Raw genomic sequence first — 12,608 nt, forward strand, 5'->3', positions numbered from 1 at the left:
AGCGCATGAGCGAGATCGAAAGCGATGCGCCGCCACCCCGCCGCCCGACGATGAAGGACGTGGCCAGAGAGGCGGGCGTCTCCACGAGCGCGGTCTCCTTCGCGCTCAACAACCGTCCCGGGGTGTCCGATTCGACCCGGCGCAGGGTCATCCGGGTCGCGGACCGGCTCGGCTGGCGGCCCAGCTCGGCGGCGCGGGCGCTCTCCGGCGAGAGCGCGGGGGCCATCGGCATGGTGCTGGCCCGCCCGGCGGACAGCCTGGGCGGGGAGTCGTTCTTCCTCCAGCTCGTCTCGGGCATCCAGGCGAGTCTCGCGCCGCGGGACCAGGCGCTGGTGTTCCAGATGGTCGACGACGTCCAGGCGGAGTGCGAGCTGTACCGGCGGTGGTGGGCGGAGGGGCGGGTCGACGGGGTGATCGTGGTCGACCCCCGGGTCTCGGACCCGCGCCCCGAGACCCTCGCGGTACTCGGCCTGCCGGCCGTGATCATCGGCGGGATGGAGGCGCCGGGGAACCCTGACGCTCCCCAACTCCCGCGCCAGGCACGGCTTTCCAACATCTGGGCCGACGACTCCGGGGCGATGGATCTGATCGTCCGGCATCTGTACGGGCTCGGCCACCGCCGCATCGGTCACATCGCCGGTACGCCGGGCTACGCCCATACGGCTCGCAGGATCGCGTCCTTGCGGGCGGCCGCGCGGCGGCTGGGTCTGGAGCACGCGGTCTCCGTGACAACGGACTTCACGGACCGTCAGGGGGCCAAGGCCGCGCGGCGGTTGTTCTCGGCGCCGGTGCCGCCCACGGCCCTCATCTGCGACAACGAGGTGATGGCGGTGGCGGCGGTCAGCGTCGCGGCGGAGCGGGGCCTCCTGATTCCGCGGGACGTCTCGGTGGTGTCCTGGGAGGACTCCGTCATCTGCCACACCCTGCATCCGCAGCTGACGGCGCTGGTGCGCAAGGCCGACGAGTTCGGGGGGCGGGCGGCGTCCCAGCTCCTCGCCCTCCTGGACGGCGACGCGCCCCGCCAACTCCAGGATCCGCTGCCGCGGTTGCAGCCACGCGAAAGCACGGGGGCGCCTCCGGCTCAGGGTTTCGGGAGCGGGTGAGCCCAACCCCCTGGGGCTCCGCCCCAGACCCCGTTCGCGCCTGAACGGCGCTCGTCCTCAAACGCCGGACGGGCTGAAAGTGCCCCAGCACCGCGGCACTTGGGGGCGCGGGGAACTGCGCGACCAGCCACGCACGGTGGACGGGCGAAAGAGGAGCCAGGGGCGCGGGGAACTGCGCGAAGGGCCCCCGCGGCCCGCAGGCGTATCCCGGGGCCCGGGGGCGCAGCCCCCGGAAGCCCGCCCCGGCGTGCCCCGGACCCCTACGCGGTGGGCAAGTCGCCCAGGGCCGGGGGCAGGGGGCCAGAGGCCAGCACGCCCAACCGCTGCGTCGCCCGCGTCAGCGCGACGTACAGGTCGCTGACCCCGTACTCCCCCGGCTCGACCACCAGCACCGCATCGAACTCCAGGCCCTTCGCCTGACGCGGGTCGAGGAGGACGACCTCGCTCGTCAGGTCGGGCACGGGGCCGGACGACGCGTCGGGCAGGGCCGTCAGGAGCGCGGCGTGCAAGGGGGCCGGGGCGATGACCGCGAGGCGGCCCGCGCCCCGGTCGGCCGTGACGGCGTCCGCCACCGCCGACGCGAGCGCGTCGGGGGCGACCCGCCGCGCCCAGGGGCGTACCCCGGTGGAGCGGACGGAGCTCGGCGGCAGGAAGGACGGGTCGGCCGCCCGGCACACCGCGGCCGCCACCTCCATGATCTCCGCCGGCGTCCGGTAGTTGACCCCGAGACGGACGTGCTCCCAGTGCCCCGGCTCGACGTACGGCGCCAGAATCCGGTCCCAGGACCCCACCCCCGCCGCGTCCGCGGTCTGCGCGGGGTCGCCGACGAGCGTCATCGAGCGGGTCGGGCAGCGCCGCATCAGCAGCCGCCACGCCATCGCGGAGAGCTCCTGCGCCTCGTCGACGATGATGTGCCCGAACGCCCAGGTCCGGTCGGCGGCCGCCCGCTCGGCCGCACTGCGGTGGTCGGCCTCCTCGTGCCGCTCCGCCATCCGCTCGGCGTCGATGATGTTGTGCGCCGCGAGCACCTCGGACTCCTCGTCCTCGAACTCGTAGGACTCCGAGCCCGCGGAGAGGTCGAGCACACCCTGCGCGTAGGCGATCCGCTCCTGGCGCTCGGCCTCGGCCGCGGCCCGCGCCGCGCTGTCGTCCTCGCCGAGGAGCTCGGCCGCCTCGTCGAGCAGCGGGACGTCCCCGGGCGTCCACTCGCCGCCGTCCCGCTGGATCAACTTGGTTTCGGCGTCCGGGAGATGGGAGGGCGCGGCCAGGAAGTCGGCCACGAATTCCCGCGGCGTCAGCATCGGCCACAGCTCTTCGATCGCCGCGTGCACCTCACGGCTCGTCGCGATCTCCTTGCCCATCTGGGCGGCGTCGTCCGGGCCCAGCAGGTTCGGGCCGCCGAAGGGGTCGGCACCGATGCGCTCCACCAGCTGCGCCGTGAGCGCGTCGATGATGTGGAAGGCGAAGTGCGGCCGGGCCAGGTTGTGCGGGAGGCCGCTCTCGCGCGCCCGCCACCGGGCGTCCTCGGCCATCGCCCGGTCGAGCTGGAGCGCCCCGTACCCGTCGTGCGGAATCTCGGTGGCCCACTGGGGCACGGTCTGGCGGTCGCGCACGGCCGCGGCCAGCACCTCCGCCATCGCCGCCCGGCCCTTGACCTCGGCGGCCTCAGGGGTGTCGGAACCCGTGGCGTGCACACCGGGAAACAACTCGGACATCGTGGACAGGAGGACACCCGTCTCGCCGAGCGAGGGCAGCACATCGCCGATGTAGCCGAGGAACGCCGGGTTGGGTCCCACCACCAGCACGGCCCTGCGAGCCAGCAACTCCCGGTATTCGTACAGGAGATACGCCGCCCGGTGCAGCGCGACGACCGTCTTTCCGGTGCCGGGGCCGCCCTCCACGACGAGCACGCCGCGGTGCGGGGCCCGGATGATGCGGTCCTGCTCGGCCTGGATGGTCTGCACGATGTCGTGCATCCGGCCGGTGCGCGCGGCGTCGAGCGCGGCGAGCAGCACCTCGTCGGCATTGGCGCCCTCGTGCCCGGTGCGCTCCGAATCCGTCAGGTCGAGCAGCTCGTCGTGCAGCGCGGTGACGGTGCGACCCTCGGTGGTGATGTGACGCCTGCGCCGCAATCCCATCGGCGAATACCCGGTGGCGAGATAGAACGGGCGTGCCCTTTCGGCCCGCCAGTCGATCACAAGGGGCGTACGTTCCCGGTCGTTCCTGCGGATTCCGATGCGTCCGACGTGATGGGTGGCGCCGTCCTGAAAGTCGAGCCGTCCGAAGCACAGCCCGTTCTCGCCCGCGTTGAGGGCGCCGAGCAGGCCGGACTGCTCGGCGACCATCACATCCCGTTCCAGCCGGGCCTGCAGACCCGTGCCGACCTGGGACAACGCCGACTGCACCGCGACCTCGGCCTGATCCCGCAGCTGGTCGAGGCGGGCATAGAGGTCGGTGATGAATTGCTGTTCCTTCCGAAATTCCTCGGTTGACAATTCCACTCCTGACGCGATACAGTGCTTCCATAAGGCTTCTTCGTGACTTTATTATCAGAAGGCGCGAAACACTTAATATACGCAGGCGAACGCCCCGGATGTCAATTCATCCGGGGCTTTTTTGTGGGATCGCTCGGTCACCTATCGGATCACGTCGGCGAGCTCCTGCTGCAGCCGCCGCTTGGGGCGCGCGCCCACCATCGACTTCACCGGCTCGCCGTCGACGAAGACCATGAGGGTGGGCATCGACAGCACACCGTACTGCGCGGTCGTCGCCGGATTCCGGTCCACATCCAGCTGAACGATCTTCAGCCGGTCCGCCTCCTCGGCCGCCATCGCACTCAGCACGGGTGCCAGCTGCCGGCACGGCCCGCACCAGTCGGCCGTGAACTCCACCAGGACCGGCAGCGCCGACCCCCGCACCGCGTCGGCGAACGTCTCGTCCGTGACCTCGTCCACGCCTGCCGCCTTGATCATCACGTCATCCCCTTCGGTTCTCTGCCGTCCGCTGCCCCGTTCACATCCGGGGCCGCCGTCATGCCGCCCGGGCTCAACTCGCAGCGCGGTTCGGGTCCGCCCGGCTCCTTTGCCGTCGCCAGCACTTCCGCCCGCGCCAGCTCCGCACGGACCCGGGTGCGCACGGCACCGAGCTCGTCGATCAGCGCGTCGAGCTCGGCCAGCTTGCGGCGGTAGACCGCCAGCGACGCCGGACAGCTGTCGCCGGCCGGGTGGCCGGCCCGCAGACACTCCACGAACGGCCGGGTCTCCTCCAGGTCGAACCCGAAGTCCTGCAGGGTCCGGATCTGCTGGAGCAGCCGCAGGTCGTCCTCGTCGTACGTCCGGTAGCCGTTGCCGGTGCGGCGCGCGGCGAGCAGGCCGCGCGACTCGTAGTACCTGAGCGCGCGAGTGGTCGTGCCCGCCCGCGCCGCGAGTTCGCCGATGCGCATGACAAGGACGGTAAGCCTTCACGTCGACGTCAAGGCAAGCCCGCCCGGTGCCGAGCACACGGGACGGACCCGCCGCAGCCGGAGCGGATGAGACGGACCCCGATGCCGCCGGTGCGTGGGCGGTGGCCGATGCGTCGCCGGGGGCGACCGGCCCGCGGTGCGCCGGCCGGTCACGCCGACGAGCCCGGGCCGCGGCTCTGCGCCGGGCTCGGGCTCGTCGTGTCCGGCGCGCTCGGCGGCCGGGAGGTCGGGGCGGTCAGACCGACAGGGGCTCGTGCTCCGCGTTGTCCGAAGTCTGCTCCTGCTGCGCCTCGCCCTTGTCCCGGCGCGGCAGGAGGACGGCCACCAGGACGGTTCCCACGCCGAGGATGACCGCGCCGATGAGGCTGGTGCGGGCGACCGCGTCGGAGAAGGCGGAGCCGACCGCGTGGCTCATCTGCTGTGCGCCCGCGGCGAGTTGCTCGGCCTGGGCCTTGAGCTGGGCCGCCTGCTGCGGGGAGCCCGCGTGCATCGCCTGGGCGCCGAGCTGCTTGGCCTGCTCGCCGATGCCCTGGGCCACGGCGTAACCGGCGCCGACGGAGTCCTGCGCGGTGGCGAGGGCGGATGCGGGCAGCTTCGTGCCGGCGGTCGCGTCCGCGAGGTGCGAGGAGTACGACTTGGCGAGCACCGAGCCGAGGATGGCGATGCCGAGCGAGCCGCCGAGTTCGAGCGAGGTGTCGTTGACGGCACCGCCCACACCGAGCTCGGCCTCCGGGAACGCGCCCATGATCGCGTCGGTGCAGGGCGAGAGCGCGAGCCCGATGGCGACGCCCAGGATGATCAGCGGGGCCAGGAAGTCACCGTACCCGGAGCCGGAGTCGACCCGGGTGAGCAGGGCGAGCGCCACGGTTCCGGCGACCATGCCGGCCGTGACGGTGACCTTCATGCCGAGCCGCGGGGTCAGGAACCCGGTGAGTGCGGAGCCCACGAAGACCGCGCCGGCCAGCGGCAGCATGCGGATGCCGGTCTCGAGCGGGGTGTAGCCGAGCACGAACTGGAGGTGCTGGGTGAGGTAGTAGAACGCGCCGAAGACCGCGAGGAAGAACAGCGCGACGGCGAGCAGCGAGCCGGAGAACATGCGGTGCGCGAAGCGCCGTACGTCCAGGACGGGCCGCGGGTGGCGCAGCTCCCACAGGACGAAGACGAGGAAGCCGAGCCCGGCAACGACGGCGGCGCCGATCGCCTTGATGTCCCAGCCGAAGTGCGGGCCCTGGATGATCATGTAGACGAGCGCGCCGACCGACACGACCGAGAGCAGGCCGCCGACGTAGTCGATGCGGTCGTGGTGGGCGGCCTTCGACGGCGGTACGAGCACGAACGCGCCGACGACCGCGAGCAGCGCGATCGGCACGTTGATCAGGAACGTCGAGGCCCAGCCGTGGTTCTCCAGGAGCGCGCCCGCCACCAACGGCCCGGCGGCGATGGCGATTCCGGCGGTCGCGGTCCACAGCAGGATCGCCTTGGCGCGCTCGGCGCGCGGGAAGGTGGAGGCGAGCAGCGACAGGGTCGCGGGCATGATCAGCGCGGCGCCGACGCCCATGACGGCCCGGGACGCGATGACGCCGGTGGAGCTGTCGACGAGCGAGCCGGCCACGGAGGCGCCCGCGAAGACGAGCAGGCCGAGCACGAGTGCGCCGCGCCGGCTGTACTTGTCGCCGATGGCGCCGAGCAGCAGCATCAGGGCGGCGTACGGAACGGTGTAGCCGTCGATGACCCACTGCAGGTCGGAGCTGCTGAGCCCCAGGTCCTTGGTCATGTCGGGGGCGGCGACGGTGAGGGCGGTGTTCGCCATCACGATGATCAGCAGGCTGAGGCAGAGCACGAGCAGCGCCCACCAGCGTCGCCGATAGGGCGCCCCCATCTTCTCGACGGGCTGGTTGATGACGAGACCCACGATGTCTCACCCTTCCTCGGTCTTGCTTCCCCCGAGGCCTGTCGCCCCCGGGGCCCCATCGGGGTTGATCCACATCCACTACTTGCACATGGCTGTGCAATTACACAACGCTGTGCAATTTACGCCCCTGCACGGCGCTGTGCAAAATGGGGGCGTGACAGCAACCCCAGCCGCCCCCTCGGGGGGCCGCGCCGACGCGAACCGCCGCCGCATCATGGAGGTGGCCTTCGCCGAGCTGGTCCGCGACCCGGACGCGTCGATGGACCAGATCGCCCGCGCGGCGGGGGTCGTACGGCGCACGGTGTACGGGCACTTCCCGAGCCGGGACGCGCTGATCGCGGCCCTGGTGGACGAGGCGGCGGAGACGGTCGCGGACGCGCACCGCGAGGGGCGCGACGGCATCACGGACCCGGCCGAGGCACTGGCCCGGGCCACCCTCGCGGTCTGGGAGATCGCCGACCGCTACCGGCTCCTGGTCGCCCTGGCCCAGCGGAGCGTCACCATGGCGGGCATCAAGCAACGCCTCGCCCCGGTTCGCAAGGAGTGCGTGGATCTGCTCCAACTCGGCCTGTGCGAAGGGGTGTTCACCTCTCCCCTGCCGCCCGCCGCCCTCGCCTATGTGCACGAGCAGTCCCTGTTCGGCCTCATGGAGGCGGTCAACGAGGGCGCCCTGCCGGCGGCGGAGGCGGGCCGTTCGGCCGCGACGACCCTGCTGCTCTCGGCCGGCGTCCCGGCGGACCGCACGGCCGCGATCGTGGCGGCGGCACTCGATCGCCACCAGCCGACGGACGACAGCCGGTAGCCGACCGGCGACAGCCGTGGCCGGTGAGCCCGCATCCGGCGCCCGGCACCCCCGCCGCCCCGGCGGCGGACTCTCGACCGGCACCCCAAAAGCCCACGCCCCCGAACATCTTTCGGGGGCTTCTATAGCAAGCCCGTAGAACACCCGTAGCCCGTGGGGCGACAGTGACGGCACGTCACTCACCGCTCTCCCCACGGAGGTTCAGGATGCGCCGTCGTACCACCCTGAGCATGACCGCGACCGCGGCACTCACCCTCGCCGCCCTCGCCACCGCCCCGGCCCAGGCCGCCCCGGCCGACAAGGCGCAGGTGCTCGCCTCCTTCACGCAGACCAGCGCGGCCAGCTCCAACTCCTGGCAGGCCGCCCACAACGACCAGGCCCGCTGGTCCGCGTACGGCTTCGACTGGTCGACGGACTACTGCTCCAGCTCCCCCGACAACCCCTTCGGCTTCCCCTTCAAACTGTCCTGCGCCCGGCACGACTTCGGCTACCGCAACTACAAGGCGGCGGGCCAGTTCCCCGCGAACAAGGCCCGCGTCGACAGCGCCCTGTACGAGGACCTCAAGCGCGTCTGCAACGCCTACAGCAGCGCCAAGAAGGCGTCGTGCGACGCGACGGCATGGACCTACTACCAGGCGGTGAAGGCCCTGGGCAGCTGACGTTCACCCCGTGCACGGCGTCCGGGCCCCTCCCCGCGCCGCCCCCGGTTCGCCCCGGCCGAGCCGGGGCGGCAGCATGGGGACCGTGACGCACGTACCGCAGGACGAGTCCGAGCACGGCTCCGCGCACCGGCCGGTGCCCGCATGGCAGCGGGTCACCCGAGGAGAGTCGCGGTGGGCGTCGGCGGTGGCCGTGCTCGTCGCCGTCGCTCTGCAGTGGACACTGCCCGAGCGGCTGACCATCCACCCCGGTTGGCTGCTGCCCGCGCTGGAGATCGCGCTCATCGCGGCGCTGATCGCGGCCAACCCCCTGCGCATCGAGCGGGCCTCGCGGCTGTCCCGGATCGCGGGGCTCGTGCTCATCGCCTGCATCAGCGCCGCCAACGGCTGGTCGGCGGTGCGGCTCGTGGTCGGGCTCGTCCGGGGGCAGGAAGGCCACGACGCCGCCGCCCTGCTCGTGACGGGCGGCGGCATCTGGCTGACCAACGTGATCGTGTTCGCGCTCTGGTACTGGGAGTGGGACCGGGGCGGTCCGGTCGCCCGGATGCACGCGACCCGGCTCTTCCCCGACTTCCTCTTCCCGCAGATGCAGAGCCCCGAACTGGCCCCGCCCCACTGGGAACCGGCCTTCCCGGACTATCTGTACCTGTCGTTCACCAACGCCACCGCGTTCAGCCCGACCGATGTGATGCCGCTGAACCGCTGGGCGAAGATGCTGATGATGCTGCAGTCCGCCGTGTCGCTGCTGACCGTCGTGCTCGTGGTCGCCCGCGCGGTCAACATCCTCGACTAGGCACCCTCGACACTCCTAGTTGGGCACCGGGGAACTGGCCGCCGGGGAAGCCGGCTTCGGCTCCTCTCGCTGCTCCGGCACCTCGGGCTCACCCGCCGTCAGCATCCGCTCGTCGAACGGCAGGCGGCCCGCGAGCACCTCCGCGACGCGGGCCTTGTCGATCTCCTTCGTCCAGGTGCCGACGAGGACACAGGCCACCGCGTTGCCCGCGAAGTTGGTCAGTGCCCGCGCCTCGCTCATGAACCGGTCGATGCCGACGATCAGGCCGACGCCGTCGACCAGTTCGGGGCGGTGGGACTGGAGGCCGCCGGCCAGAGTGGCCAGGCCCGCGCCCGTGACACCGGCCGCGCCCTTCGAGGCGATGATCATGAAGAGCAGCAGGGAGATCTGCTCGCTCGCGCCCAGCGGCTTGCCCATCGCGTTCGCGATGAACAGCGAGGACATCGTCAGATAGATCGCGGTGCCGTCCAGGTTGAACGAGTAGCCGGTCGGCACCGTGATGCCGGCCACCGAGCGGCTCACCCCGAGGTGTTCCATCTTCGCGATGAGCCGCGGCAGCGCCGACTCCGACGAGGACGTGGACAGGATCAGCAGGAACTCCCTGGCCAGGTACTTCAGGAGGCCGAAGATGTTCACCCCGGTCATCAGCTTCAGGATCGCGCCGAGCACCACGAACACGAAGAGGGCACAGGTGACGTAGAAGCCGATCATGATGACGGCCAGCGCCTTGAGGGCGTCCACACCGGTCTCGCCGACCACCCCCGCGATCGCGCCGAACGCACCGATGGGCGCCACCCACATCACCATCGCCAGGATGCGGAAGACGAGCCGCTGGATGTGCTCGATGCCGCGCAGCACCGGCTGCCCCGCCGAGCCGAGCGCCTGCAGCGCGAAGCCGGCGAGCAGGGCGATCAGGAGGGTCTGGAGGACCTGGCCCTCGGTGAAGGCGGACACCATCGTTTTGGGGATGATCGAGAGCAGGAAGTCCGCCGTGGACTCGCTGGCCCCGGCGGCCTGCTTGGCCCCGGCGTGCCGGGCCGCCTCGGTCAGGTGGAGGCCGGAGCCGGGCTCCAGGATGTTGCCGACCACCAGGCCGATCGCGAGGGCGACCGTCGACATGACGAGGAAGTAGCCGAGTGCGAGGCCGCCCACGGCACCGACCTTGGCGGCCTTGCGCACCGAGCCGACGCCGAGCACGATCGTGCAGAAGATGATGGGCGAGATCATCATCTTGATCAGGTTCACGAACCCGGTGCCGATCGGCTTCAGCTCGACGGCGACCCCCGGCGCCGCGAAGCCCACGACGATGCCGAGGATCACCGCGCCGATCACGGCCAGGTAGAGGTAGTGGGTCCGTTCCCGGCGGGCGGGGGCGGCTGGCTCTGCCACGGGATTCTCCTTCGTTGCGGCTCCGTTGCGGCTGCGGCCATGTCCCGATGGCCCTTCAGCGATCCCCGCGACTATCCAGCAGACTGTGACGCCGGTCACCCTTACGTGCATTTCGTTCATGCGGATTCAGCCAGCACACTGACCGGATGCGCCTTCCCGGACCCCGCTCGCTCGCCGGCCAGCTCTTCGCCATGCAGGTGGTTCTGGTCGCCGCGATCGTGGCGGGATGCGCGCTCTTCTCATACCTGGCCGACCGCCGCCAGGCCGAGGAGACCGCGCGGCGCCAGGCGGTCGCGACCGCGACCTCGGTCGCCGCCTCGCCCTCGGTGGTCGAGGCGGCCCGCACCAAGGACCCCACCGCCGCCCTCCAGCCGTACGCACAGACCCTGCTCTCCACGACCGGCGTCGACTTCGTCGTGGTGATGGCCCCGGACGGCACCCGCTGGACGCACCCCGTGCCGGGCGAGATCGGCCGGACCTACCTCGGCGACACCGCCCCCGCGCTGCGCGGCGAGACGTTCACCGAGACGCACATGGGGGTGCTCGGCCGTTCCGTACGGGTCGTGACACCGGTTCGCGACCCCGATGATCATGGCCGGATCACCGCGCTCGTCAGCGCGGGCATCACCATCGACCGGATCAGCGAGCAGGTGCGCAAACAGCTGGTGGCGCTCGCCGGCATGGCGGGCGGCGCGCTCGCGCTCGGCGGCCTGGGCACGTACGTGATCAACGCGCGGCTCCGCCGGCACACCCACGGCATGAACGCGGCCGAGCTGAGCCGCATGCACGACTACCACCAAGCCACCCTGCACGCCGTGCGCGAGGGGCTCCTGATGCTGGACGGCCGGCGGCGGATCGCGCTGATCAACGACGGGGGGCGCGAGCTGCTCGGGCTCCACGAGGACGCGGTGGGCCGCCCGGTGGCCGAACTCGGCCTCCCCGCCGCCCTCGCCGGGGCACTGCTCGCCTCCGAACCGCGCGTGGACGAGGTGCACATGACGGCCGACCGGATCGTGGTCCTCAACACCCGGCCGGTCTCCTCCGGCGGGCAGCGCGGCACCGTGGTGACCCTGCGCGACCACACGGAACTCCAGGCGCTCTCGGGCGAGTTGGACTCCGAGCGGGGCTTCACCCAGGCGCTGCGCGCCCAGGCGCACGAGGCCGCGAACCGGCTGCACACGGTGGTCTCGCTCATCGAGCTGGACCGCGTCCAGGACGCCGTCGAGTTCGCGACCGCCGAGCTGGAACTGGCCCAGGCGCTCACCGACCAGGTGGTGACTGCGGTCGGCGAACCGGTGCTCGCCGCACTGCTCCTCGGCAAGGCGGCGCAGGCCAACGAGCACGGCGTGGCACTGGTCCTCACCGAGGGCAGCGCGATCGGGGACGGTCTCCTGCCGGACTCGCTGCCCGGCCGCGATCTGGTGACCGTCCTCGGCAACCTCCTCGACAACGCGGTGGACGCGGCGCAGGGCAGCGCCGCCGCCGAGGTCGCCGTCACGCTCACCACCGAGGACGGCGACCTCGTGGTGCGGGTCGCGGACAGCGGGCCCGGCATCGATCCGGCCGCCGCCGAGGCCGTGTTCGAGCGGGGGTGGTCGACGAAGAGCCCGGGGCGCGGCCTCGGCCTGGCCCTGGTGCGGCTCGCCGCGGCCCGGCACGGGGGCACCATCGAGCTCGACCGAAGTCCTTACGGAGGCGCCGAGTTCACCGTGCGGCTGCCCGTGGAGCAGGGAGTGCGCGCATGATCCGGGTGCTGGTCGTCGAGGACGATCCCGTCGCCGCCGAGGCGCACCGGCTCTATGTCGGCCGGGTGCCAGGCTTCACCGCGGTCGCGGTCGCGCATTCGCGGGCCGAGGCGCTGCGCGCGCTGGAGCGGACCGAGGTGGACCTGCTCCTGCTCGACCTGTATCTGCCGGACGGGCACGGCCTCCAGCTCGTGCGGTCGCTGCGGGCGGCGGGGCACAGCGCCGATGTGGTGGCGGTGACCTCGGCGCGGGACCTGACGATGGTGCGCGAGGGCGTCTCGCTCGGGGTCGTGCAGTACGTGCTGAAGCCGTTCACGTTTCCGACCCTGCGCGACCGCCTCGTGCGGTACGCCGAGTTCCGGGCGGCGGCCGGGGAGGCGAGCGGGCAGGAGGAGGTCGACCGGGCGCTGGCCGCGCTGCGCGCCCCGCAGCCCTCCGCGCTCCCCAAGGGGCTGAGCGCGCCCACGCTGCAGGCGGTCACCCGCACGTTGCGCGAGACTCCGCAGGGGGTGACGGCGACGGAGGCGGGGCTCGCGGTCGGCATCTCGCGGATCACCGCGCGCCGCTATCTGGAACATCTGGTCACCACCGGCCGCGCCGAGCGCACGCCCCAGTACGGCCAGATCGGCCGGCCCGAGTTGCAGTACCGCTGGCTCAACTCCACTCGCCCGCACGGCGGTTGACAAGGTTGTCAGCCGGGGTGGGCGCGGGGTTGACCTTGTCCGCGGGCGCCCTTACCTTC

General features: G+C 72.1%; 11 protein-coding genes. 6 read left to right on the plus strand and 5 right to left on the minus strand.

Annotated elements, in window-relative coordinates; genetic code table 11:
• Positions 1-5: 5 nt before the first annotated feature.
• The gene (locus IE267_RS20440; protein ID WP_229861341.1) at positions 6-1,103 is read left to right on the plus strand and encodes a LacI family DNA-binding transcriptional regulator; all 1,098 of its coding nucleotides are present in this window, start codon (positions 6-8) and stop codon (positions 1,101-1,103) included.
• A gap of 260 nt (positions 1,104-1,363) precedes the next feature.
• Here the strand turns inward: IE267_RS20440 and IE267_RS20445 are convergent, their stop codons facing one another.
• The 4 genes from IE267_RS20445 to IE267_RS20460 all read right to left on the minus strand — a co-directional run bounded on the left by IE267_RS20445 (position 1,364) and on the right by IE267_RS20460 (position 6,445).
• Complete coding sequence (locus IE267_RS20445; RefSeq protein WP_189764185.1) at positions 1,364-3,598, minus strand: HelD family protein; 2,235 nt, start codon at positions 3,596-3,598, stop codon at positions 1,364-1,366.
• A 141-nt stretch (positions 3,599-3,739) separates the two neighbouring features.
• Positions 3,740-4,075, minus strand: a complete 336-nt coding sequence (gene trxA / locus IE267_RS20450; protein WP_161258343.1) for a thioredoxin — start codon at positions 4,073-4,075, stop codon at positions 3,740-3,742.
• On the minus strand, positions 4,075-4,545 hold the full coding sequence (locus IE267_RS20455; protein ID WP_189764186.1) for a MerR family transcriptional regulator: 471 nt from the start codon (positions 4,543-4,545) through the stop codon (positions 4,075-4,077). The genes trxA and IE267_RS20455 overlap by 1 nt, the downstream gene beginning before the upstream one ends.
• 256 nt (positions 4,546-4,801) lie before the next feature.
• Complete coding sequence (locus IE267_RS20460; RefSeq protein ID WP_373304574.1) at positions 4,802-6,445, minus strand: MFS transporter; 1,644 nt, start codon at positions 6,443-6,445, stop codon at positions 4,802-4,804.
• A 247-nt stretch (positions 6,446-6,692) separates the two neighbouring features.
• On the opposite strand from IE267_RS20460, the gene IE267_RS20465 reads away from it, so the two are divergent.
• The 3 genes from IE267_RS20465 (at position 6,693) to IE267_RS20475 (ending at position 8,732) form a co-directional block, all read left to right on the plus strand.
• Positions 6,693-7,280: a TetR/AcrR family transcriptional regulator gene (locus IE267_RS20465; protein WP_229861353.1), complete on the plus strand. Its 588-nt coding sequence runs from the start codon at positions 6,693-6,695 to the stop codon at positions 7,278-7,280.
• A 206-nt stretch (positions 7,281-7,486) separates the two neighbouring features.
• Positions 7,487-7,939, plus strand: a complete 453-nt coding sequence (locus IE267_RS20470) for a phospholipase (protein ID WP_189764188.1) — start codon at positions 7,487-7,489, stop codon at positions 7,937-7,939.
• Between the two features lie 85 nt (positions 7,940-8,024).
• Positions 8,025-8,732: a DUF1345 domain-containing protein gene (locus IE267_RS20475; RefSeq protein WP_229861342.1), complete on the plus strand. Its 708-nt coding sequence runs from the start codon at positions 8,025-8,027 to the stop codon at positions 8,730-8,732.
• Positions 8,733-8,747: 15 nt separating this feature from the next.
• Here the strand turns inward: IE267_RS20475 and IE267_RS20480 are convergent, their stop codons facing one another.
• Entirely contained in the window at positions 8,748-10,121 is a 1,374-nt protein-coding gene (locus IE267_RS20480; protein ID WP_229861343.1) for a cation:dicarboxylate symporter family transporter, read from the minus strand.
• 146 nt (positions 10,122-10,267) lie between these two features.
• Here IE267_RS20480 and IE267_RS20485 point away from each other — a divergent pair, with 146 nt between their 5' ends.
• Together IE267_RS20485 and IE267_RS20490 are read left to right on the plus strand one after the other, a co-directional pair.
• Positions 10,268-11,866: a sensor histidine kinase gene (locus tag IE267_RS20485; RefSeq protein ID WP_189764190.1), complete on the plus strand. Its 1,599-nt coding sequence runs from the start codon at positions 10,268-10,270 to the stop codon at positions 11,864-11,866.
• On the plus strand, positions 11,863-12,549 hold the full coding sequence (locus tag IE267_RS20490) for a response regulator (RefSeq protein ID WP_161253280.1): 687 nt from the start codon (positions 11,863-11,865) through the stop codon (positions 12,547-12,549). The genes IE267_RS20485 and IE267_RS20490 overlap by 4 nt, the downstream gene beginning before the upstream one ends.
• Positions 12,550-12,608 lie beyond the last annotated feature (59 nt).

The organism is Streptomyces xanthochromogenes (assembly GCF_014650455.1).
Taxonomy (GTDB): domain Bacteria; phylum Actinomycetota; class Actinomycetes; order Streptomycetales; family Streptomycetaceae; genus Streptomyces; species Streptomyces xanthochromogenes.